Origin of the sequence: Micromonospora sp. GCM10011541 (assembly GCF_042650725.1) — a bacterium.
GTDB lineage: Bacteria > Actinomycetota > Actinomycetes > Mycobacteriales > Micromonosporaceae > Micromonospora > Micromonospora sicca.
Genome location: NZ_JBHSBP010000006.1, coordinates 78,713 through 101,598, shown reverse-complemented (window position 1 = coordinate 101,598; position 22,886 = coordinate 78,713). Strand labels below are relative to the sequence as shown.

Annotated in this window: 16 protein-coding genes and 1 pseudogene; 10 read left to right on the top strand and 7 right to left on the bottom strand. The window is 73.4% G+C overall.

Translation table 11 applies throughout. The features are described 5' to 3' along the window. Positions 1-135 precede the first annotated feature (135 nt). On the top strand, positions 136-750 hold the full coding sequence (locus ACFOYX_RS02395) for a YbjQ family protein (RefSeq protein WP_377533767.1): 615 nt from the start codon (positions 136-138) through the stop codon (positions 748-750). Between the two features lie 58 nt (positions 751-808). Here ACFOYX_RS02395 and purB read toward each other — a convergent pair whose 3' ends face one another. Then, positions 809-2,233, bottom strand: coding sequence for an adenylosuccinate lyase (purB, locus tag ACFOYX_RS02390; RefSeq protein WP_322441441.1), 1,425 nt, complete (start codon positions 2,231-2,233; stop codon positions 809-811). Positions 2,234-2,321: 88 nt separating this feature from the next. Between purB and ACFOYX_RS02385 the strand changes: the two genes are divergently transcribed. Continuing rightward, a complete protein-coding gene (locus ACFOYX_RS02385; RefSeq protein ID WP_322441442.1) occupies positions 2,322-2,531 on the top strand; it encodes a type II toxin-antitoxin system VapB family antitoxin in 210 nt (69 codons plus the stop codon). Further along, the gene (locus ACFOYX_RS02380; RefSeq protein WP_322441443.1) at positions 2,528-2,953 is read left to right on the top strand and encodes a PIN domain nuclease; all 426 of its coding nucleotides are present in this window, start codon (positions 2,528-2,530) and stop codon (positions 2,951-2,953) included. Before ACFOYX_RS02385 ends, ACFOYX_RS02380 begins: the two co-directional genes overlap by 4 nt. A 130-nt stretch (positions 2,954-3,083) precedes the next feature. Here the strand turns inward: ACFOYX_RS02380 and ACFOYX_RS02375 are convergent, their stop codons facing one another. After that, positions 3,084-4,376, bottom strand: coding sequence for an acetyl-CoA C-acetyltransferase (locus ACFOYX_RS02375; RefSeq protein WP_322441444.1), 1,293 nt, complete (start codon positions 4,374-4,376; stop codon positions 3,084-3,086). A 54-nt stretch (positions 4,377-4,430) separates the two neighbouring features. Between ACFOYX_RS02375 and ACFOYX_RS02370 the strand changes: the two genes are divergently transcribed. The 3 genes and pseudogenes from ACFOYX_RS02370 (at position 4,431) to ACFOYX_RS02360 (ending at position 7,574) form a co-directional block, all read left to right on the top strand. Further along, positions 4,431-5,789 carry a 3-oxoacyl-ACP reductase gene (locus ACFOYX_RS02370; RefSeq protein WP_322441445.1) on the top strand — a complete coding sequence of 453 codons (1,359 nt, stop codon included), beginning with the start codon at positions 4,431-4,433 and terminating at the stop codon, positions 5,787-5,789. Beyond that, the gene (locus ACFOYX_RS02365; protein WP_377533772.1) at positions 5,789-6,886 is read left to right on the top strand and encodes a MaoC/PaaZ C-terminal domain-containing protein; all 1,098 of its coding nucleotides are present in this window, start codon (positions 5,789-5,791) and stop codon (positions 6,884-6,886) included. The genes ACFOYX_RS02370 and ACFOYX_RS02365 overlap by 1 nt, the downstream gene beginning before the upstream one ends. Before the next feature lie 64 nt (positions 6,887-6,950). Further along, positions 6,951-7,574 (top strand): annotated as a pseudogene (locus tag ACFOYX_RS02360) (DedA family protein). Positions 7,575-7,597: 23 nt separating this feature from the next. On the opposite strand, the gene ACFOYX_RS02355 reads toward ACFOYX_RS02360, so the two are convergent. After that, the gene (locus tag ACFOYX_RS02355) at positions 7,598-8,236 is read right to left on the bottom strand and encodes a TetR/AcrR family transcriptional regulator (protein WP_322441446.1); all 639 of its coding nucleotides are present in this window, start codon (positions 8,234-8,236) and stop codon (positions 7,598-7,600) included. 78 nt (positions 8,237-8,314) lie between these two features. Here ACFOYX_RS02355 and ACFOYX_RS02350 point away from each other — a divergent pair, with 78 nt between their 5' ends. The 4 genes from ACFOYX_RS02350 (at position 8,315) to ACFOYX_RS02335 (ending at position 13,393) form a co-directional block, all read left to right on the top strand. Next, complete coding sequence (locus tag ACFOYX_RS02350; RefSeq protein ID WP_322441447.1) at positions 8,315-8,767, top strand: SCP2 sterol-binding domain-containing protein; 453 nt, start codon at positions 8,315-8,317, stop codon at positions 8,765-8,767. A gap of 1 nt (position 8,768) precedes the next feature. Further along, the gene (locus ACFOYX_RS02345) at positions 8,769-9,983 is read left to right on the top strand and encodes an acyl-CoA dehydrogenase family protein (protein ID WP_322441448.1); all 1,215 of its coding nucleotides are present in this window, start codon (positions 8,769-8,771) and stop codon (positions 9,981-9,983) included. A gap of 218 nt (positions 9,984-10,201) precedes the next feature. Continuing rightward, positions 10,202-11,767: an AMP-binding protein gene (locus ACFOYX_RS02340; RefSeq protein WP_322441449.1), complete on the top strand. Its 1,566-nt coding sequence runs from the start codon at positions 10,202-10,204 to the stop codon at positions 11,765-11,767. Positions 11,768-11,869: 102 nt separating this feature from the next. Further along, complete coding sequence (locus ACFOYX_RS02335; RefSeq protein ID WP_322441450.1) at positions 11,870-13,393, top strand: N,N-dimethylformamidase beta subunit family domain-containing protein; 1,524 nt, start codon at positions 11,870-11,872, stop codon at positions 13,391-13,393. A 53-nt stretch (positions 13,394-13,446) separates the two neighbouring features. Here the strand turns inward: ACFOYX_RS02335 and ACFOYX_RS02330 are convergent, their stop codons facing one another. The 4 genes from ACFOYX_RS02330 to purD all read right to left on the bottom strand — a co-directional run bounded on the left by ACFOYX_RS02330 (position 13,447) and on the right by purD (position 22,801). Beyond that, positions 13,447-18,516, bottom strand: coding sequence for a DNA repair ATPase (locus tag ACFOYX_RS02330; protein WP_322441452.1), 5,070 nt, complete (start codon positions 18,514-18,516; stop codon positions 13,447-13,449). Next, positions 18,509-20,530 (bottom strand): flotillin family protein, encoded by a 2,022-nt coding sequence (locus ACFOYX_RS02325; protein ID WP_238453653.1) that lies wholly within the window; start codon positions 20,528-20,530, stop codon positions 18,509-18,511. Before ACFOYX_RS02325 ends, ACFOYX_RS02330 begins: the two co-directional genes overlap by 8 nt. Before the next feature lie 172 nt (positions 20,531-20,702). After that, positions 20,703-21,341 carry a hypothetical protein gene (locus ACFOYX_RS02320; protein ID WP_238453654.1) on the bottom strand — a complete coding sequence of 213 codons (639 nt, stop codon included), beginning with the start codon at positions 21,339-21,341 and terminating at the stop codon, positions 20,703-20,705. A 209-nt stretch (positions 21,342-21,550) separates the two neighbouring features. After that, on the bottom strand, positions 21,551-22,801 hold the full coding sequence (gene purD, locus ACFOYX_RS02315) for a phosphoribosylamine--glycine ligase (RefSeq protein ID WP_322441455.1): 1,251 nt from the start codon (positions 22,799-22,801) through the stop codon (positions 21,551-21,553). Positions 22,802-22,886 lie beyond the last annotated feature (85 nt).

Sequence of the window (22,886 nt, the reverse complement as noted above, 5' to 3'; positions counted from 1 at the left end):
GCATCGGCCGGCCTCCATGCGCCGGCTCCCTCGCCGAGAATCCGGACGGGGCGCACCCGGCGGGGCATGTCCCGGGGTATCGGCTCCCGCCGCTTTTCGGGCCCGATCGTGCCTTCTCGGGCATCCGCCACTGCCGTGACCGGCGACCGCCCCGCTGGCCGATGTCCGACAGTTCCCGCCGTCCGGGCCCGGCACGACGTGCCCGACCCCGGCGCGTCGTTTTGCAGCATCCGATCAGGTGAACAACCCTCACGAACGGCCCGCTCTCCGGCTGACAGCATCGGAACCGTGCTGGTCGTGACGACGGATCAACTGCCCGGCTACGAGATCCGCCAGATCCTCGGCGAAGTGGTGTCCTCGATGGCCAGGACCCGGAACCCGTACCGCGAGGGGGTCAAGAACCTGCGCGGTGGCGCGTACGACCCGATGGCGCCGGACAATCTGACCCGCTGGCGTACCGACTCGGTGGCCCGGCTCGGCGAGGAGGCCGAGCGGCTCGGCGCGAACGCGGTGATCGGCATGCGCTTCGACAGCCGGGACTGTGGCGAGATGTGGATGGAGATCTGCGCGTACGGCACGGCGGTGATCGTCGTACCCAAGATGCCGGACGTCATGCCGGCCGACCAGCCCATGGTGGCCGCGGAGTCCGCCCATGAGCCCGGGATCGTGGAGGCCCCCGGCGGCATCGCCGAACCCGCGTCCGCCCCCAACCTCCGGACAGCCGCCGAAACCCCCACCCGCGACTCCTGACCGGACCCGCCCACCTGAGTCGATCATGAGGACTCCCCGAGGGGCCGGGGCGGGGCGGTCAGAGGATGGGGGGTGGGGTGTAGGCGGCGGCTTCGGGGTGGGCGGCGACCACGTCGGCGATGCGGGCGATGATGCGGTCCACCTGCGCTCCCGCAGCGCCGACGAAGGCGTTGCGGTCGGCGACCAGGGCGTCGATCTCGGCGCGGGTGAGACCCAGGCGACCGTCGGCCGCCAGACGGTCGAAGAGATCGTTGTCGGGGGCGCCCTTCTCCCGCATGGCGAGGGCGACGGCGACCGCCTGCTCCTTGATCACCTCGTGCGCGACCTCCCGGCCGACGCCCCGCCGGACCGCCGCGACCAGGATCTTCGTGGTGGCCAGGAACGGCAGGAAGCGCTCCAGCTCCCGGTTGATCACCGCCGGGTACGGCCCGAACTCGTCCAGCACGGTGAGGAAGGTCTGGAACAGCCCGTCGGCGGCGAAGAACGCGTCCGGCAGGGCCACCCGGCGGACCACCGAACAGGACACGTCCCCCTCGTTCCACTGGTCGCCGGCCAGCTCGCCGACCATCGACAGATAGCCCCGGATGATCACCGCGAAGCCGTTCACCCGCTCCGAGGAGCGGGTGTTCATCTTGTGCGGCATCGCGCTGGAGCCGACCTGGCCCGGCTTGAAGCCCTCGGTGACCAGCTCCTGGCCGACCATCAGCCGGATCGTGGTGGCCAGGCTGCTCGGCGCCGCCGCCGTCTGCGCCAGCGCGGAGAGCACGTCGAAGTCGAGCGAGCGCGGGTAGACCTGGCCGACGCTGTCCAGTACCCGGCTGAACCCGAGGTGCTCGGCCACCCGGCGCTCCAGCTCGGCCACCTTGCCGGCGTCGCCGTCGAAGAGGTCGAGCTGGTCCGCGGCGGTGCCGACCGGACCCTTGATGCCGCGCAGCGGGTACCGGCCGATCAGGTCCGCCAGCCGGTCGTACGCGATCAGCAGCTCCTCCGCCGCCGACGCGAAGCGCTTGCCCAGCGTGGTGGCCTGCGCCGCGACGTTGTGCGAGCGGCCGGTCATCACCAGGCCGGAGTACTCGTGGGCGTGGCAGGCGAGCCGGACCAGGGTGGCCACCACCCGGTCCCGGATCAGCTCCAGCGAGGCGCGGATCTGGAGCTGCTCGACGTTCTCGGTGAGGTCCCGGGAGGTCATCCCCTTGTGCACGTGCTCGTGCCCGGCGAGCGCGCTGAACTCCTCGATCCGGGCCTTCACGTCGTGCCGGGTGACCCGCTCACGGTCCGCGATGGAGGCCAGGTCGACGTCGTCGACCACCCGCTCGTACGCCTCGACCACGCCGTCCGGCACCGGCACGCCCAGGTCCCGCTGGGCGCGGAGCACGGCCAGCCAGAGCCGGCGCTCCATCCGTACCTTCTCCTCCGGCGACCAGAGGGCGACCAGCTCGGGCGAGGCGTACCGGTTGGCGAGCACGTTCGGGATCGTCGTCACGAGAGCATTCTTCCGCACGTGGCGTCCGCCGCCGGACGGGGTCATCGGGGGATATACTGATGCCCGGTGCCGTATATAGGAGGCGCGGATGACCAAGATCCTCGTGGACGTCGACGACGAGGCGCTCGCCGACGCGGCGAAGGCGTTCGGCACCCGGACCAAGAAGGACACGGTCAATGTCGCGCTTCGCGAGGGAGCGGCGCGACTGCGCCGGGCCCGGGCGCTCGCCGAGCTGGCCAGCCGCGGGCAGGCCGGCGACTTCGACGAACTGCTCGACAAGGCCAGCTACCGGTCGTGAAGCTCGCCGACTACCTGATCGACACCAGTGCCCTGGTCCGGTTGCTCCGGGACGCGGAGGTGCTGGCCCGGTGGGAATCCAGCATCACCGCCGGCCTGGTCGCCATCTGTTCCCTCGTCGAGCTGGAGTTCCTCTACACGGCCCGGTCCGTCGCCGATCGCGAACGACTCGTGCTGCAACTCCACGCCGCCTTCGGCTGGGTGGCGATGCCCGACCGAATCTACGAACGGGCAGCCGAAATACAGCTGGAGCTGACCGAGCGGGGCACGCACCGATCGGCGGGTGCGGTGGACCTGCTGATCGCCGCCGTAGCCGAGTACCAGGGGCTCTCCGTGCTGCACTACGACCGGGACTTCGAGCAGATCGGCGCGGTGACCGGGCAGCCGATGCGCTGGTTGGCACCGGCCGGCTCGATCAAGTGACCGGCGGTCAGGGCGGCGCAAGGATCGGGTCCAGGGTGATGGGCGGTCATCTCGCCGGGTAGCTCACGGCGCGGGGCGGCGACGCCCGCCCGGGTGCTACCCGGGCGGGCGTCGCCGTTCGGTGCCGAGGTCAGCGCTCCAGGATCGCGGTCACGCCCTGCCCGCCGGCGGCGCAGATGGAGATCAGCCCGCGCCCGCTCCCCTTCTGGTCCAAGAGCTTGGCCAGGGTCGCCACGATCCGGCCGCCGGTGGCCGCGAACGGGTGCCCGGCGGCCAGCGAGGAGCCGTTGACGTTGAGCCGGTCGCGGTCGATCGACCCGAGCGGCGCGTCCAGGCCCAGCCGTTCCTTGCAGAACTCCGCCGACTCCCAGGCGGCCAGGGTGGCCAGCACCTGCGAGGCGAACGCCTCGTGGATCTCGTAGTAGTCGAAGTCCTGGAGGGTCAGTCCGGCCCGGGCCAGCATCCGGGGCACCGCGTACGCGGGGGCCATCAGCAGGCCCTCGTCGCCGTGCACGAAGTCGACCGCCGCGGTCTCGGACCAGCTGAACCAGGCCAGCACCGGCAGGCTGCGTTCCCGCGCCCACTCCTCGGAGGCGAGCAGCACGGTCGAGGCGCCGTCGGTGAGCGGCGACGAGTTGCCCGCGGTCATGGTGGCCCGCTCGGCGTCCGGGCCGCGGTTGCCGAAGACCGGCTTGAGCGAGCCGAGCTTCTCCAGGCTGGTGTCGGGGCGCAGGTTCTGGTCCCGGGTCAGCCCGAGGTAGGGGGTCATCAGGTCGTCGAAGAACCCCTTGTCGTACGCGGCGGCGAGCCGCTGGTGCGAGCGGATCGCCAACTCGTCCTGGGCCTGCCGGTCGACGTTCCAGCGCAGCGCCGTCCGGGCGGCGTGCTCCCCCATCGACAGCCCGGTACGCGGCTCCGCGTTGCGCGGGATCTCCGGCTTGAACGGCTGGTGCGGGCGGAGCTTCGCGGCGATCTTCAACCGCTCGCCGAGGGTCCGGGCCGAGTTGAGCTGCAACAGGGTGCGGCGCAGGTCCTCGTTGACGGCGAGCGGCGCGTCCGAGGTGGTGTCCACGCCGCCGGCGATGCCGACCTCGAGCTGCCCGAGGGCGATCTTGTTGGCGACCAGGATGGCCGCTTCCAGACCGGTGCCGCAGGCCTGCTGGATGTCGTACGCGGGGGTGCGCGGGTCGAGCCGGGAGCCGAGCACCACCTCGCGGGTGAGGTTGAAGTCCTTGGAGTGCTTGAGCACCGCGCCGGCGACCACCTCGCCGACCCGCTGCCCGGCCAGCCCGAACCGGGCCACCAGGCCGTCCAGGGCCGCGCCGAGCATGTCCGCGTTGGACGCGTGCGCGTACCGGGAGTTGGACCGGGCGAAGGGGATGCGGTTGCCGCCGATGACCGCGACCCGCCGGACACTTTGCACGATCGGCCTCCTCGAAACTGTTGCCCGAACCCTACTCGCCAGTAGGCTACGCCCATGACCGACAGGTACGCGAGCTTCGTCCAATCGGGGGCCGGTCGCGCGCTGGTCAAGCGCCTCGGGCTGCCCGACCCGCCTCGACTGCGCCGGCACACGCCGGGCGACCCGCTCGTCCCCGGGCCCGTCCTGCTCGGCACCTCGGCCGACGGCCGGCTCGCCGAGCCGGTCACCAAGATCCTGACCTTCGCCGGGGTCGAGCTGCGCGACCCGGCCGCCGCCACCGACGCCGGCGCGCGCTACGCCGCCCTGGTGTACGACGCCACCGGCATCACCGACTCCACCGAGCTGCGGCAGCTGTACGACTTCTTCCACCCGCAGGCCCGGGCGCTGCTGCCCAGCGGCCGCGTGATCGTGGTGGGCACCCCGCCGGCCGAGTGCGGGTCGCCCCGCGAGGCGACCGCCCAGCGCGCCCTGGAGGGGCTGACCCGCAGCATCGGCAAGGAGTTCGGCCGGGGCGTCACCGCCCAACTGGTGTACGTCACGAAGGCCGCCGACCCAGGCACCCTGACCAGCCTCGAATCGACCCTCCGGTTTCTGCTCTCCGGGCGCTCCGCGTACGTCTCCGGCCAGGTGATCCGCGTCGGCGCGGGCACCGCACAGCCGCCGGCCGACTGGGACCGGCCGCTGGACGGGCAGGTCGTGCTGGTCACCGGCGCGGCCCGGGGCATCGGCGCCGCGCTGGCCCGGGTGCTCGCCCGGGACGGCGCCCAGGTCGTCGCGCTGGACATCCCGGCCGCCGGGGACGCGCTGGCCGTGGTCGCCAACGAGATCGGCGGCAGCGCCGTTCAGCTCGACCTGACTGCCCCGGACGCCCCGACCCGCCTCGCCCAGCACCTCGCCGACCGGCACGGCCGGGTCGACGTGGTGGTGCACAACGCCGGCATCACCCGGGACAGGACGCTCGGCCGGATGGACGCCGACCGCTGGGACTCCGTCATCGACGTCAACCTCTCCAGTCAGGAGCGGATCAACGACGTGCTGCTGGAGCGCGCCCTGATCCCGACCGGTGGGCGGATCGTCTCGGTCTCCTCGATCGCCGGCATCGCCGGCAACCGCGGCCAGACCAACTACGCCACCAGCAAGGCCGGGGTGATCGGGCTGGTCGACTCGCTGGCCCCGGCGCTGCGCGACCGCGGCATCAGCGTCAACGCGGTCGCCCCCGGTTTCATCGAGACCCGGCTGACCGCGCGCATCCCGCTGACGCTGCGCGAGGCGGGCCGCCGGATGAACAGCATGTCCCAGGGCGGCCTGCCGGTGGACGTCGCCGAGACGATCGGCTGGCTGGCCTGGCCGGCGAGCGGCGCGGTCACCGGCAACGTCGTCCGGGTCTGCGGCCAGAGTCTGCTGGGGGCGTGATGGCCAGGCGGAAGGACCGGCCGGCGGACGGCCCGGCCGAGGACCTGTCGGTCCACGAACTGATCGACGGCCCCACCCGGGACCTCTCCGGCCTCGTCGTCACCCCCGACGCGGTCCAGGAGCTCGGCACGCACGACCTCAGCGCTTACGCCACCCAGGACCTCTCCCGGATCGCGCCGGGCGCCGGGGGTACGCCGGCCCCGGCCGGACCGGCGACGACCGCGCCGGGCGGCGGCGGCGCGGCGGGCCGGGCCGCGGTCGAGCTGCCCCGGATGCCGGCGGCCGGGGCGCTCTACCGCCGGGCCCTGCTCGGCGCACTGCCCGGGTTGGGCGGCCGGCGGAGCGACAGCCTGCCCGCGGTCGAGCTGACCGTGGCCGGCGTCGCCGTGGACCGGGCGCACCTCGCCGACTACGACCGGGTCTGCGGGTTCCGGCTCGCCGACCGGCTGCCGGCGACGTACCCGCACGTCATGGGGTTCCCGCTGGCGTTGCGGCTGATGACCCAGCCGGAGTTCCCCATCCCGCTGAGCGGGGTCGTGCACGTCGCCAACCGGATCACCGTGCACCGACCGATCGAAGCCGGCGAACGGCTGGACTTCCGGACGTACGCGGAGAACCTGCGCCCGCACGACCGGGGCCGGCAGCTCGACGTGGTGCTCGTGGGCTCGGTCGACGGGGAGGAGGTGTGGCGCGGCGTCTCGACGTACCTCGGCAAGGAGCGCAGCGCCGGCGGCGGTGAGCGGCGCGACCGGGGTGACCGGCCGACCCCGCCGGCCCCCTCCGCGCACTGGCGGCTCACCCCCCGGGTCGGCACGGACTACGCCCGGGTCTCCGGCGACCACAACCCGATCCACACCTCCCGGCTCGGCGCGCGGCTGTTCGGCTTCCCGCGGCCGATCGCGCACGGGATGTGGAGCAAGGCGCACTGCCTGGCCGCGCTGGAGAGCCGGCTGCCGGACGCCTACACGGTCGACGTGGCGTTCAAGCTGCCGGTGCCGCTGCCGTCGACGGTGGCGTTCAGCGCCACCCCGGGGTGGGATTTCGCGTTGCACGACGCCCGCTCCGGCCGTCCGCACCTGGTCGGCACGACCCGCTGAGGGAGGGGCCCCGCATGTGCGCGAAGGGGCCCCTCGCCACCCGTCGGCCCCGGAGCATCGGGGCATGGAGTACGTGCTCGACCTGCTCCACCACACGGTCGCCTCGCCGTGGGTGTACCTGGTGATCTTCACGGTCACCGCGGTCGACGCGTTCTTCCCCGCCGTGCCGGGCGAGACGGTGGTGATCACCGCGGCGGTGTTCGCGGCGGGCGGCGAGCCCAACCTGGTCGCGGTCATCGTGGTGGCCGCGCTCGGCGCACTCGCGGGTGACCACGTCTCCTACGCCGTGGGCCGGGGCGGCGGCGCCCACCGGGCGGCGCGGCTGCCCGCCGACAGCCGCCGGCGGGCCGGCTCGGAGTGGGCCCGCCGGGCCCTCGACCGGCGCGGCGGCATGATCCTGACCACCGCCCGGTACCTCCCCGGCGGCCGCACCGCCGTCACCCTGACCATGGGCGCGGTCCGCTAACCGCCGCGCTGCTTCCTGCTCTACGACGCCCTCGCCTGCGGCAGCTGGGCGGTCTACTGCGGCCTGCTCGGCTACTTCGGCGGCCTGGCCTTCGAACGCGACCCGGTGAAGGCACTGCTGGTCGGCGTCGGGCTGTCGCTCGTCGTCACGTTCGGCCTGGAACTGGCACGCCGGCTGCGCCGCCGCGCCCGCTCCCGCGCCCGGGCCGCCGTCCGTCGCTGACCGCCCCCGCCCTGCCGAGAACGTCAGCCGGCGGGCGGACGCCAGGTGACGCCGTGCAGCAGTTGGGCGGCGCCGAGCCAGGCCACGTTCATCATCCGGGTGGCGGTCTTCTCCGGGTCGGCCTCGGGGTGGTCGGCGAGCCAGTCGGCGAGGGACTCGGTCGCGCCGACCAGGGCGTACGCGACGACCTCCAGGTCGGTCGGGCCCACCTCGTGCCCCTCGGCGCGCAGCGCGTTGTCCAGCATGCCGGCGACCACCTCGACCAGCCGGCCCCGCATGGTGGCCAGTTCCCCGGCGAAGGGCTGCTCGCCGCGGGCCTGGCGGTAGAGCACCGCCCAGCCGTCCCGGTGCGCGCCGACGAAGCCGAAGAAGGCGCGCAGGCCACGCCAGAGCCGCTCGTCGGCGGGCAGGTCGGAGGCGGCCGCCCCGGCGATGGCCTCCATCATCCGGGTGCCCTCCCGGTGCAGGCAGGCGACGAAGAGCTCCTCCTTGGTGCCGAGGTACGCGTAGACCATCGGTTTGGAGATCCCGGCGTCCTCGGCGATCTCGTCCATGCTGGCGGCGTGGAAGCCGCGGCGGGAGAAGACCTTGACCGCCGCGTCGAGCATCTGCTGCTCGCGGACGGCCCTCGGCAGGCGCTTGAAGCTGGGTGTGCTGGACACCCTTGCGAGCATACCTACTCGTGCGTAAGGTTACGCCAGAGTAACCAAAGTCGGCCCGCTCCGAGAGGTGCATCCCCCATGACTGACTTCGACCCGGCCAACTTCGCGAACGTCGAGCCCAAGGAGTTCGCGAAGCTGGTCAAGTCCACCCCCGACGACAAGATCGCCGAGGTGATGTCGGGCGACCTGCGCGGCAAGATCCTGAGCGAGGTCTTCAACCGGATGCCGTCGCTGTTCCGCGCCGACCGCGCCGGCTCCACCAACGCGGTCATCCACTGGAACATCACGGGTCGTCCCGACGGTGGCGCCGACACCTACGAGATCGTCATCGAGAACGGCGCCTGCACCGTCTCGGACACCGCGCAGCGGGACCCGAAGCTGAGCCTCACGATGGGCCCGGTCGAGTTCCTCAAGATCGTCTCCGGCGGCGGCAACCCGGTGATGATGTTCATGACCGGCAAGCTGAAGGCCAAGGGCGACCTGGGCCTCGCCGCCAACATCGCCAACCTGTTCGACATCCCCAAGGCCTGACGTGACCGAGTTCTCGCTCGACCTGAACGAGGAACAGCGGGATCTGCGCGACTGGGTGCACGGCTTCGCCGCCGAGGTCGTGCGCCCGGCCGCGGCCGAGTGGGACGCCCGGGAGGAGACTCCCTGGCCCGTCATCCAGGAGGCGGCGAAGGTCGGCCTGTACGGCTTCGAGTTCCTCGCCACCTGCTGGGCCGACCCCACCGGCCTGTCCCTGCCCATCGCCAGCGAGGAGCTCTTCTGGGGCGACGCCGGCATCGGGCTGAGCATCTTCGGCACCTCCCTCGCCGTCGCCGCCATCTACGGCGCGGGCACCCCGGACCAGCTCGTCGAGTGGGTGCCGCAGTGCTTCGGCGACGTCGACTCGCCGGCCGTCGCCGCGTTCTGCACCAGCGAACCGGAGGCCGGCTCGGACGTCGGGTCGATGCGCACCCGGGCGGTCTACGACGAGGCCACCGACGAGTGGGTGCTGCGCGGGCAGAAGGCGTACGCCACCAACGGCGGGATCGCCGGGGTGCACGTGGTCACCGCCTCGGTGGACCCGTCGCTCGGCTCCCGCGGGCAGGCGGCGTTCGTCGTACCGCCGGGCACGGCGGGGCTCAGCGCGACCCGCAAGCTGCGCAAGCTGGGGCTGCGCGCGTCGCACACCGCCGACGTCTTCCTCGACGACGTACGGGTGCCCGGGCGCTGCCTCCTCGGCGGGCGGGACGCCCTGCTGGAACGCCTCGACCGGGCCCGCTCCGGCCAGCGCGCCTCCGGCCAGGCCGCGATGCGGACGTTCGAGCTGTCCCGGCCGACGGTCGGCGCCCAGGCGCTCGGCGTGGCCCGGGCGGCGTACGAGTACGCCCTCGACTACGCCAAGGACCGGGTCCAGTTCGGACGGCCGATCATCGAGAACCAGGCGGTCGCGTTCGCGCTGGCCGACATGAAGATGGAGATCGACGCGGCCCGGCTGCTGGTCTGGCGGGCCTCCTGGATGGGGCGCAACAACCGGCCGTTCACCGCGGGCGAGGGCTCGATGTCCAAGCTCAAGGCCGGCGAGGTGGCCGTCTCGGTCACCGACAAGGCGGTCCAGCTGCTCGGCGGCGCCGGCTTCCTGCGCGACCACCCGGTCGAACGCTGGTACCGGGACGCCAAGATCTACACCATCTTCGAAGGCACCTCCGAGATCCAGCGGCTGGTCATCTCCCGCGCGATCTCCGGGATGCAGATCCGTTGACCGGGGCCGGGTCGGCCCACCGGCCGACCCGGCCACCGGCGCGGGTGCCGCCTCCTCACCCTCCGTTCCGACGTGCACGACCCACGGTGTGCGACGGGTGGGCCCGGTGACCGCCGGCTGGGCTCCCGGCCGCCGCGGGTGCATGATCGGGAGGAAACGTTCGGCGTGGCGGGGCTCCTCCGGGGGCCCTCCCGTGCTCCCCGAAGGAGGGTTGCGGCTTGGACCTGCCGTTCATCGTCGCCACGCTGACCCGGCGCGGACTGCTCACCCCGGGCCGTCCCATCCGGGTCGCCTCCCAGCTCGGCGCGCTGCGCAAGTGGGGCTGGAGCCTCGCCGGTGAGCTGCGCCAGGCCGCCGCCCGCGACCCCGGTCGGGCGGCCGTCGTCGACGAGCAGGGCGTCGAGCTGACCTATCAGGAGCTGCTGGACCGGGCCGAACGGCTGGCCCGGTCGATGCGCGCCGGGCTCGGCGTCCAGGCCGGGGACCGGATCGGGGTGCTCTGCCGCAACCACCACGGGCTGATCGAGGCGGTCGTCGCGGCGATGCTGCTCGGCGCGGACGCCGTCCTGGTCAACACCGGCCTCTCCGCCGCGCAGTTGACCACCGTCGCGGAGGAACAGTCGCTGCGGGTCCTGGTGCACGACGCCGAGTTCGCCGAGCGGGTCCTCGGCCTCCCCGCCGACGTGCAGCGGGTCGACGAGCGCGGCCAGGAGGAGCTGATCGCCGGCGCCCTGCCCGGTGACCAGCTCCAGCCGCCCGAGCGGGACGGCCGGACCATCGTGCTCACCTCCGGCACCACCGGAGCACCCAAGGGCGCCCGCCGGCCCACCCCGCACGGCTTCGGCCCGCTGGTGTCCATCATCGACCGGATTCCGCTGCACGCCCGCGACACCGTGCTGATCGCCGCGCCGCTCTTCCACACCTGGGGGTACGCGGCCCTCCAGGTGGCCTTCGCCCTGCGCTCCACCATCGTGCTGCACCGCCGCTTCGACCCGGCCGCCACCGTGGCCGCGCTGGCCGCCCAGCCGTGCGACGCGCTCTTCGCCGTGCCGGTGATGCTGCAGCGGCTGCTGGAGGTGCCGGCGCCGAGCCCCCGGCCACCGCTGAAGGTGGTCGCGGTCAGCGGCTCGGCCCTGCCCGGCGGACTCGCCCCCAAGTTCATGGACGCCTACGGGGACGTCCTCTACAACCTGTACGGCTCGACCGAGGTCTCCTGGGCATCCATCGCCGGCCCGGCCGACCTGCGCGCCGCCCCGACCACCGCCGGCCGCCCGCCGCACGGCACCCGGCTGGAGATCCTGGACGACGCCGGTGAACCGGTCCGGGACGGACGGGTCGGGCGGATCTTCGTGGGCAACGAGATGCTCTTCGAGGGGTACACCTCGGGAGCCGGCCGGGAGACCCACGACGGCCTGCTGAACACCGGCGACCTGGGCCGGGTCAACGGCGATGGCCTGCTCTTCGTCGACGGTCGGGCGGACGACATGATCGTCTCCGGGGGCGAGAACGTCTTCCCCTCCGAGGTGGAGGACCTGCTCGCCCGACTGCCGCAGGTCCGTGAGGCCGCCGTGATCGGGGTGCCCGACCCCGAGTACGGCCAGCGCCTCGCCGCGTTCCTCGCCCTGCACCCCGGCGAGACGCTCGACCCGGATGCGGTCCGCGAGTACGTCCGGCACTACCTGGCCCGCTTCTCCGTACCCCGGGACGTGATCTTCGTGAAGTACCTGCCGCGCAACGCCACCGGCAAGGTGCTCAGTCGCGAGCTGCGTCGCTACTACGGCTGAGGCACGGGCCACAGGGGACGGACACCTCGGGCGCCCGGTGGTAGCTTCTCATCCGCCGCCGGTCCCGGCAGGTCCCTGCTCACTCGTTCCAGGAGCTGCTCGATGGTCCGTCTCCGCCGGCGCTGGGCACTCGGTCTGCTCGCCGGCGGCGTCTCCGCCGTGGCGCTCGGCACCACCGAACCGGTCCTCGGCCGCCGCCGCAGCGGGACCCTGGTCCGGCGGCAGCCACCCCCGGTCGAGGTGGAGAACCGCGCGGCCGGCACGCCCTGGTGGCCGGAGGACGGCCGCCGGGCCACGAACGACCGGCACCGCCAGATCCAGGGGTACGCCTCGACGACCAGCGTCGCCCCCGGCGAGTCGATCGACTTCCACGTCGCGGTCAACCCGGCGGGCCGGTACCGGATCTCGATCCACCGGCTCGGTTGGTACGACGGCGCGGGCGCCCGCACCGTGCTGACCAGTCCCGAGTTCGACGGCGTGCCGCAGCAGGTGCCGGCGGTCGACCCGGTGACCGGGGCGATCGCCTGCCGCTGGCCGGTCTCCTGGACGGTCCGGGTGCCGGACGACTGGACCTCCGGCCTCTACCAGGCGGTCTTCACCTCGGCGGACGGCTGGCGCGCCTGCACCCCGTTCGTGGTCCGGGACGACCGCCGGGCCGCGGCGCTCTGCGTGGTCCTGCCGGTCACCACCTGGCAGGCGTACAACCAGTGGCCGCGGGACCGGCGGGTCGGCAAGAGTCTCTACAACGGCTACGCGGCCACCGGCCGGCGGGATCCCCGGCTCCGGGCGCTGGAGGTCTCCTTCGACCGCCCGTACGCCGACCACGGCATCCCGATCCAGCTCACCCGGGACCACGACGCCATCCAGTGGCTGGAACGCCGCGGCTACGACGTCAGCTACGCGACGAGCTTCGACCTGCACTCGGGGCGGCTCGACCCGACCCGGCACCGGGGGATCGTGTTCTGCGGCCACGACGAGTACTGGTCGTGGGAGATGCGCCGGGCGGCGGAACAGGCCGTGGCCGCCGGGACCAGCCTCGCCTTCCTCGGCGCCAACAGCATCTACTGGCACGTCCGGCTGGGTCCCGCCGACGACGGCCGGCCGGAGCGGCTGGTGGCCTGCGCCAAGACCACGCCGGACCCGGGCGAGGACAGCGCCGGCCCGACCGTCACCTGGCGCGTCGTCGGCCGGCCCGAGCAGGCGCTGCTGGGGGTGCAGTACAACGGCATCGTCGGCTCCCCGCAGCCGCTGGTGGTCCGGGCGGCGGACCACTGGTTCTGGGCGGGCGCCGGGGTGGCCGACGGTGACCGGATCCCCGGTGTCGTCGGCGGCGAGGCCGACGGCGTGCACGCCGACGTGCCCCGGCCGTCCGGGGTGGACGCCGCCGTCCTGAGCGCTTCGCCGTACCGGACGCGCGACGGCGGCCACCGGGTGCAGAACACCCACCTGTACGAGACGCCGCAGGGCGCGCTGGTCTTCGCCTCGGGCACCCTGTGCTGGACCATGGCGCTGAACCGGCAGGGGCACCGGGATGAGCGGATCGAGCGGGCCACCGGCAACCTGCTGGACCGGATCACCGGCCGGGCCGGCCCGTCGGCGGGTCCGGCGGTGCCGGCCCGGGGCTGACGGGTCGGCGGCGGGGCAGCCCGGCGTACCGGAGAGCCGCCCCGCCGCCGGCGTCAGGCCCGGTCGGCGGCCCGGCCGATCGCCGCCGCCACCCCGCCGACCCGGTCGGCGAGCAGGCCCAGCGCGCCCACCGCCCGGTCCACCGGGTCGTCCGTCGCGCCACCGAGCGCGCGGGCCCGCAGGTAGCCGGCCTTCACCTCGGCCCACCGTCGAGCCTGCTCGGTCGTGAGCCGGCCCCGCAGCTCCGCCAGCTTCAACAGGTTCGCCTCGGCACCCGCGGCGAGGGTCTGCGCCTCGCCGAGGTAGTGGTCGTCGATGACCGCCTCCAGCTCCTCGTCGCTGAGCACCGGGACGATCCGCTCGGCCAGCTTGTTCATGTTCCGGTACGACCCCTGCAGCTGGAAGGGCGGCTCGGTACGGGAGGCGTCGGCCTGCGCCGCCGAGGCGATGTACGCCTGATTGTTGGCGAGCACCACCTGCTGCACCCGCAGCAGCTTGCGCAGCACCGAGACGATCTGCTCCAGCTCCACCGGCGAGTACGGGTGGGCGAGCTGGTCGGCCCGCACCGACTCGTCGCCCCGGGCGAGGCGGACCAGCAGTTCGACGTCGCCGCGGTCCCGGCCGGACAGCGGCGCCAGCACCGGGTTCGAGGTGAGGGCGTTCTCGATGTAGCTGAGCGCGAACACCTCCTCCCGGCCGGAGAGCACGTCCCCGAGGTTCCACACGTCGGCCCGGTTGGCCAGCATGTCCGGCACCCGGAACCGCTGCCCCGACTCGGTGTACGGGTTGCCCGCCATGCACACCGCGAACCGCTTGCCCCGCAGGTCGTAGGTGCGGGTCCGGCCCTCCCAGACGCCCTCCATCCGGCGCTGCCCGTCGCAGAGCGAGATGAACTTCTGCAGCAGCTCCGGCGAGGTGTGCTGGATGTCGTCGAGGTAGAGCAGGACGTTGTTGCCCAGCTCCAGGGCGAAGGAGATCTTCTCCACCTCCTGCCGGGCGGTCGCGTCGGGCGCGTCCGCCGGGTCGAGCGAGGTGACCCCCGAGCCCAGGGCCGGCCCGTTGACCTTGACGAAGACCAGGCCCAGCCGGCTGGCCACGTACTCCATCAGGGTGGTCTTCCCGTAGCCGGGCGGGGAGATCAACAGCAGCAGGCCGGACTGGTCGACCCGCTTGGCGTCGCCGGTCGCGCCGAGCTGGCGGGCCAGGTTGTCCCCGATCAGCGGCAGGTAGACGTCGTCGAGGAGCCGGTTGCGGACGAACGCGCTCATCACCCGCGGCCGGTACTCCTCCAGCCGCAGCCGGTCCCGCTCGGCGGCCACCAGCGCGTTGCGCCGGCGCTGGTAGTCCCGGTACGCGGGCACCAGCTCGGTGCGGAACCGGCGGGCCCGGGCCAGCGTCTCGTCCAGCCGCAGCGTGAGCGCCGACCCGACGATCCGGGGATGCGCGCCGAGCAGTCCGCCGACCGTCTCCGACATCGTCGCCGCCGCCTCGTGGCGCGGCAGGTCCGCGCCGCACAGCTCCACCGCGACCGCCTCCGGCAGGTCGTACCCGGACAGCGTGCCGTCGTCGGTCGCCAGGAACGCGGTCAGCCACGCCTCGACCAGCTGGTGGCGGCTGGTCAGGTCGCCGTCGAGGGCCCGCAGGTCGGCGTCGAACTCCCGGGCGGAGCGGGACTGCGGACCGCCGAGGGCGCGCCGGAACCGGTCCAGCATGGTCCGCGCGCCGGCTCCGGTGACGAAGCCCGCGGGTGGCCGGGACAGCTCCTCGAACAGGTACTCGCCGGCCAGGGCGGCCTCCCCGGCCGGCCCGGTCAGCCCGGCGTCGGTCAGGAAGCGGCCCACCTCGGCGGCCAGCTCGGCGTGCAGCCGGTCGATCGCGTCCCCCGCCTCGACCCGGTCGCCCTCCGGTGGCACCGCACCCCGGTCGGGGCGGCCGAAGCGGTCCCGGGCCCGGGCCAGCGAGGTGGCCCGGGCGGTCCAGCCGGCCCGGTCCGGCTCGGCGGTGCCGAACCGCCAGAACAGCTGCGCGGCGGCCCGGGCGGCCGGCGGGTAGCGGAGCAGGCCCGCCCCGGCGTGCAGGCGCAGCAACGCCCGCAGCAGCTCCGTCGCGTCGTGATCGTGCACGCCCCGCTCGTAACCCTCGTCGTAGCGGGCCTCGGCGAACCGGCGGACCAGCTCGCGCAGGTCACCGGCGTCGGCCGCCGCCGCCCGCAGCCCGTCCAGGGTCAGCCCCTCCCGGCCCGCCTCGGCGGCGGTCAGGATCGAGGTGGCCAGATACTCCGCGCGGTACACCGCCGGCGATTCGGAGACCAGCAGCTGGTCCCAGAACCGGCGGGTGCGGGCGAACTCGGTGTCCCGGACCGGGGCGCGGTAGTCGGTGCCGGTCACCGCCACCGCCAGCCCGCCGTCGTGCGGCACCACGGTGACGTCGACCGGCTGGGTGTTCACCGCGAAGCGGTGCCGGCCCAACCGGATCGTCTCGCCGCCGTCGGCGTACAGGTCCAGGCGGTCGCGCAGGCCGCGACCGGCCTCGAGGCGCGCGGCCCGGATCCGGCCGTCCAGCTCCTCGGCCCGGACGGGGTCGCCCAGGGTACGCAGCTCTTCCACGACCGCGCGCAGCTTGCCCACCATCGGGTCCGCCGCGAAGTACGTGTTGATCTCGTCCAGCGAACCCAGCGTGCCGATCCGGTGCCGCACGCTGACCAGGACGCGCTCCGCCGACGAGACCAGCCGGTCGGCCCGCCGGGCCCGCTCGTCCAGCAGCGCCTGCTTCCGCGAGGAGAACGCCTCGTAGATCTCGGTCCGCCGGGTCGCCAGCTCGGCGAGGAAGTCGTCGAACTCCCCGAACCGGGACTCCAGGTCCTCCACCCGCAGCAGCAGCCGGCCCAGCTGCTCGTCGCAGCGCTCGGCGGTGTCCGCCGCCGCCAGCGCCCCGGTCACCGCCTGCCCGAGCAGCGCGAACTCGGCCGCGAAGCCGGCCCGGCCCTCCACCTCCAGCAGCTCCCGGCGGCGGTTGTCCAGCACCGCCCGGGCCCGGTTGACCGCGCCGAGCACCTCGCCGACCCGGGTCAGGATCCCGGTGCGGACGGTCGCGTCGGCGATGTCCAGCCCGCCCACCACGTCGGTGATGGTCTGCAGCCCCTCGGCGCGTCCGGCCAGCTCGTCCCGGACCGCCCCGGCCTCGGCCACCGTGCCGATCGCCGCGCCCCGCCCGGCCAGCCGGTCGACCTCGGCCTGGTAGCCGGTGAACGCGTCGTCCCGGCGCAGGAAGTCCACCGCCCGCCGACCGGCAGCAGTCAACTCGTCGTCCAGCCGCCCCGCCAGCTCGTCGATCCGCCCGTGGTCGACGTACCGCAGCTCCCGCAGCGTCTCCAGGTGACCGCGCGCCTGGCGCAGCCCGGCGAGCTGCCGCACCCAGTCGTCGGCGGTGAGCGGCGCCTCGCCGCGCGCCCGCCGGGCCAGCGAGGCGATCCGCTCCGCGCTCTCGTCCATCGCGGTCCGCGCCTGCTCGGTGAGGGCGCGGACCTTCTCGTACTCGTCGAGCACCGCGACGGCGGTGCGCCGCAGCTCGGCCAGCGGCGCCAGCAGGTCGCCGAGGTCGGCCTCGCCGAGCCAGTGGTAGTGGTCGACGATCCGGGCGCAGGCCGCGATCAGCGCCTCGTAGACCCCGGTGGTGGCCGCCGCGCCGTCGACCATCCGGGCCACCGACAGGCAGTCGGAGATGCCCCGGACCAGGTCGGCGTTGCCGATCCGCTCCAGCGGGCCGGTGCCCGCTGGCTGTGCCGCCGCGTACGCGTCGGAGACGTACGGCGTCTGCCAGATCTGCATCGGGTGGACCCGGGTCGGCTCCTCGGAGGTCGCCCGGAACACCACCAGCGTGCCGTCGTCGAAGAGCGAGAAGCCGTGGCACGGGATCGGCGCCGCCACCTCCTTGCGGATGGCGTTGTACGGCAGCAGCAGCGAGCGGCCGTCGGCCCGGGCGTGGAAGACGTAGAGGACGTCCTCCCCGTTCGGGGAGCGGACCACCCGTTCGAACTCCAGCCCGGACACGTCGGTGTCGAAGGTGCGGGTGACCCCGGTGGCCAGGTGGTAGCCGCCCGGGAAGATGATCCCGTGGTCCTCGGGCAGCCGCTGGCAGGCCGGCCCGATGCCGTCGAGCCGGACCACCTCCCGGGTCAGCGTGTTGAAGACCAGGTGCCGCCACTCGGTCTCCTTGTACGGCCGCATCCGCAGCAGGATCAACGGGCCGACCCGGGCCCAGCTCACGTCGGCGTCGGCCAGGCTCTGCAACGGCTCGTCCACCGGCTCGTCGTAGATGCCCTCGCCGACCTCGGTGTTGTTCTCCAGCTTGACGGTCAGCGTGCCGCCGACCGTCTCCACGAAGATCTCGTCGGCGATGGAGATGTGCGGGTGCCGGCCGAGGACGTGGTCCTCCCGGGTCGTCTCGATCCACTCGAAGTCGTGCGAGGGTGGGAAGACGTGGTCCCGCTCGCCCCGGTTGTCCAGGTACCCGACGCCGCCGTCGGCGTCCAGCCGCCAGCGCAGCACGCGGATGTCGTCGGTCCGCGGGCCGGTCTGGAACACCGCCAGCAGCCGACCGTCGAGCCGGCGTAGCTGCAGCAGCCGGGTCTGCCGGTAGTAGCGGTACAGCTCGGCGAAGTCGCGCTGGAACACCGGGTCGCGCAGCAGGCCGGGCAACTCGTCCGGGCCGGCCCGGTCGAACCGGAACGATTCGGAGTCGCCCGCCTCGCCCACATCGCCGCGCTCCCGCTCGAAACGATGCAGCGAGAAGACGTCGTCGACCGTCGTCTCCGGCTTCAGCCCGATGAAGACGTTGTAGCCGAAGAGCATCAGCCCGCCGACCGGGACGATGTCCCGGGGCACGCAGTTGTTCCCGGTACGGATCCGCTCGGTGCTGAGCAGGCGCAGCTCGGTGCTGCCGAAGACCTCCAGCCGCCGGGCGTTCAGCCGCTCCGCCCGCCGGGCCAGCTCGCCGGCCTGCCCGACGAGCCGGTTCCGCAGCACCTCGTAGCTGCCCGCGTCCAGCCCGACCGGGCCGTCGCCGTCCGCCCCGGTCGTACCGGCCGCGTCCCCGCCGGTCGGACCGGGCACCGGCTCACTCACCGGCACGCTGCCGCGGGCCGGCCAGGGCGGCCAGCGGGGTCTCGGCCACGCCGAGGCGCTGCGCGGCGTTCAACAGTTCCTGGAGCTTGCCCTTGTCGGCGCCGCCGGCCCGCATCTGCTGCAACAGGAAGGCGGAGAGGGTCAGGTTCTGCACGTCACCGGTGTTGATCGAGCCGAGCATCCGGGTCAGGTCGTCGGTGAAGCTGGCCGTGCCGTCCAGCCACGGCTGGGTGAGGCCCCGGGCGACGTCCGAGTGGGCCACGAAACCGTCCACGCTCTTGCCGAACGAGATCGAGCTGAGCAGCCGGTCGAAGAAGACGCTGTCCCCGCCGACGATGTCGATGTTCGCCTTCGCCAGGCCGGTGGAGACCAGCCTCGCCTGCGCCTCGGCGACCTGCCGCTGCGTGTCCAGCCCGGCGAGCCGGACCTCCTTCTCCAGCTCCAGCCGCAGCCGGTACTCCTCGTGCTGGCGGGTGGCGTCGTCCAGCGCGGCCATCGCCGCCGCCTTGTCGGTCAGACCCTCGGCCTCGCCCTTCAGCTTCTCGCGTACCGCCTCCGCGGCCAGCAGGGCCTTGTCGCGCTCGACGGCGACCTCCGCGCGGCCGACCTTCTCGATCGCCTCGGCGCTTCGCTCGCGGACCTGCACCTCGGCCAGGCCGGCGGCCGCCGCCTCGGCCTGGGTGCCCTCGGCCAGCCGGATCTTCGCCCGGGTGTCCAGCTCGGCGGCCTGCTGCCGGGCCTCGGCGAGCACCAGCTCCTCGCGGGCCTTGAACTTCGCCGCCGTCTCGGCCGCCTCCGCCGCCTTGATGTCCTTGACCAGGTTCTCCTGCGCCTCGGCCTCGGCCTGGATGACCACCGCCTGGCGGGTCCGCTCGGCCTCCTCGACCACCCGCAGGCGCTTGATGTTCTCCTCCTGCTCGGCGACGGTCTTCTCGACCGCGATCCGCTCCCGAACGACCTCGGCGATGGCCCGCTTCTCCGCCTCGACCTCCTTGTCCTTCGAGATCGTGCTGAGCTCGGTCTCCCGCTGCCGGCCGATGACCTCCAGCATCCGGTCCTTCTCGATCCGCTCGGTCTCGATCGCGATGACCCGCTCGCGGTTCTTCTCGGCGACCGCGATCTCCCGGGTCCGATTCTCGTGCTGGATGCCCAACTGCTCGTCAGTACGGATGTTCGCCGTCTCGGCGCGCAGCCGCTCCTCCGCCCGGACCCGGGTGATCTCGGCCTCCTCGCGGGCCCGCACCGTCTCGATCTCCCTCCGCTGCTTGGCCTCGGCGTCCGCCTGCCGCCGCTCCAGCTCGAGGATCGCCTCCCGGGCGTCGACGTTCTGCCGGGTGATCTCCTTCTCCTCGCTGCGCTGGAACTCGTTGGTCCGCACGTGTTCGATCGCGGTCAGCTCGGTGATCTTCCGGATGCCCTGGGCGTCGAGGATGTTCTTGGCGTCCAGCTGGGACATCGGGGTCTGCTCGAGGAAGTCGATCGCCGCGTCCTCCAGGCTGTAGCCGTTGAGGTCGGTGCCGATCACCCGGATGATCTGGTCGCGGAACTCGTCGCGCTTGGTGTAGAGGTCGACGAAGTCCAGTTGCTTGCCCACCGTCTTCAGCGCCTCCGAGAACTTGGCGTTGAACAGCTCCTGGAGGGTCTCCCGGTCACTGGCCCGGGCGGTGCCGATGGCCTGCGCCACCTTGATGACGTCCTCGGTGGTCTTGTTGACCCGGACGAAGAAGGTGATGCGGATGTCGGCCCGGATGTTGTCCCGACAGATCAGACCCTCGTTGCCGGTCCGCTCGATGTCGATCGTCTTCACCGAGATGTCCATGATCTCGGCCTTGTGCAGCACCGGCAGGACCACCGCCCCGGTGAACGTGACGTCCACCCGGCGGACCTTGGAGACGATCAGCGCCTTGCCCTGTTCCACCTTGCGGAACAGGCGGCTGACCAAAAAGACCACGCCGAGGGCGACGAGCAGGAGGACGGCGAGCAGTACGCCGATCCCAGTGGTGAGGACATCCATGGCTGAGCGCGCGGCGCCGGTCCGGTGGTGCGGGTGGACCGGTGGGTGCCGCGCATCCTCCTTTCGTTCAGGGGGTACGAGGGCAGCGTGGGACGAACCGGCGGCGGGGTGGCCGTCCGGTCGAGGCGGGAGGGGGTGACCCGCCGTCGCGGGAGCGGGTCACCGGCGGCGGCTACATCGGTGCGGGACGCGAAGGGTCGGGGTCGAAGGCGATGCCCGCGGGCATGACCCAGAAGAACTCGCCCTCGACGTCGTAGTCGTAGATCAGCGCGGAGCTGCCGGCGCGCAGCGGCTCGGCGCCGGACTGGCGGACCTGGACGACTGCGGAGGACCCGTCCGCCGCCGTCACCTCCGCCTGCCCGAAGTCGGCGGTCACCCGCCCCGTGCGGATCGTGCACAGGCTGCCGACGAAGGCCTGCCGGCTGGACTCCGTACCGGTGGGGAAGAGGCGGCTCAGCGGCACGGCGACCAGCCGGGTCACCAGCCAGGCGCCGAGCAGCGCCACCAGCAGCACCCCGACCGACACGGCGACCCGGGCGGCGACGCCCAGGCCGAGCCCGTCGAGCAGCACGGTGCCGGCCAGGCTGACGAACCAGGCCACCGCGACGATCAGGGAGAACACGATGGTGGCGGGCAGGCCGCCGAGCCCGAGGCCGGCCAGGACGTCACCCGGAACCCCGTCGAGGTCGAGGTCGTCGCCGAGGTCCAGCACCCCGGTCAACACCAGCAGCCAGTAGCCGACGACCACCAGCAGCAGGAAGCTGAACAACACGGTGGGGAAGCTGAGCGCCGTACCGACGAACCCGGTCACCGCATTCCCTCCCCCGTTCCCGGCAGGGGCTTCACACCCACCGGCAGGGTGATCGTGACATGGGTTGTCAATGCCCGGTGGCCGCCGAACGGCTGATTCACGGCCGCCTGACCGCCGAGCCGGCCGATCCGGCGTAGCCGCAGCCAGCGGTCCTCGCGGAGCCGGCGACGGCGGTGGTCGGTGCGGGACGGGTGGCGGGCGGCGGTGCGTCAGTCCGGCAGGGTGATCCGGCCGTCCACCGCTGCGGCGGCGATGTCGGTGCGGTGGTGCGAGCCGGCCAGCTCGATGCCGTCGACCAGCGCGTACGCGGCGTCGCGTGCGGCGGCCAGGTCGGGGCCGATGGCCGTACCGCAGAGGACGCGACCGCCGGCGGAGAGCAACGCGCCGTCGGCGGCCCGGCGGGCCGTGCCCGCGTGGATGACCCCCGGGCGGTCCGCGCCGGTGATCACGTCGCCGGTACGCGGCGCGGCCGGGTAGCCGTCGGCGGCCACGACCACGGTGACCGCCGCGCCGTCCCGCCAGCGGAGCGGCGGGTGCGCGGCCAGCGTGCCGGTCGCGGCGGCGTGCAGCAGCCCGGCGAGCGGCGTCTCCAGCAGCGCCAGGACGACCTGGGTCTCCGGGTCGCCGAACCGGGCGTTGAACTCGATCACCCGCGGGCCGGCGGCGGTGATCGCCAACCCGACGTAGAGCAGCCCGGCGAAGGGCGTGCCCCGGCGGCGCATCTCGGCCAGCGTGGGGTGCACGACGTCACGCATCACCTCGTCGACCAGGCCGTCCGGCGCCCAGGGCAGCGGCGCGTACGCCCCCATGCCGCCGGTGTTCGGCCCGGTGTCGCCGTCGCCGACCCGCTTGAAGTCCTGGGCGGGCAGCAGCGGCAGCGCCGCCTCGCCGTCGGTGACCACGAAGAGCGAGACCTCCGGGCCGGCGAGGTACTCCTCGATCACCACCCGGCCGCACTCCCCGGCGTGCTCCAGCGCCGCGGCCCGGTCCTCGGTCACGACGACGCCCTTGCCGGCGGCCAGGCCGTCGTTCTTCACCACGTACGGCGGGCCGAACTCGTCCAGCGCGCGGCCGGCGCTCTCGGCGTCCGTGCAGGTGAAGGCGCGGGCGGTGGGCACCCCGGCGGCGAGCATGACGTCCTTCGCGAACGTCTTGGAGCCCTCCAGCCGGGCCGCCTCCGCGGACGGGCCGAACGCGGGGATGCCCTTGGCGCGTACCGCGTCGGCGACCCCGGCCACCAGCGGCGCCTCCGGCCCGATCACCACCAGGTCGGCCCCGACCTCGACGGCGAGCGCCGCAACGGCCGCCGGATCGGATGCGTCAACCGACCGCAACTCCGCCACCCCGGCAATGCCAGGATTCCCCGGTGCCGCGATCAACGCCGCCACGGACGGATCGCCAGCCAACCCGAGCGCGAGCGCATGCTCCCGCCCCCCGCCACCCACAAGAAGAACCCGCACGACCCCGCATCCTACTGACCCCACCGGCGCCCCCGTTGATCATGAAGTTGTCGGCGCCGCCACCGGCAATCACACCGACAACTTT

Coding starts and splice junctions, on each gene's coding strand:
- ACFOYX_RS02385 (WP_322441442.1), top strand. CDS start 2,322: ATGACCAAGATCCTCGTGGACGTCGACGACGAGGCGCTCGCCGACGCG.
- ACFOYX_RS02370 (WP_322441445.1), top strand. CDS start 4,431: ATGACCGACAGGTACGCGAGCTTCGTCCAATCGGGGGCCGGTCGCGCG.
- ACFOYX_RS02365 (WP_377533772.1), top strand. CDS start 5,789: ATGGCCAGGCGGAAGGACCGGCCGGCGGACGGCCCGGCCGAGGACCTG.
- ACFOYX_RS02350 (WP_322441447.1), top strand. CDS start 8,315: ATGACTGACTTCGACCCGGCCAACTTCGCGAACGTCGAGCCCAAGGAG.
- ACFOYX_RS02335 (WP_322441450.1), top strand. CDS start 11,870: ATGGTCCGTCTCCGCCGGCGCTGGGCACTCGGTCTGCTCGCCGGCGGC.
- ACFOYX_RS02325 (WP_238453653.1), bottom strand. CDS start 20,530: ATGGATGTCCTCACCACTGGGATCGGCGTACTGCTCGCCGTCCTCCTG.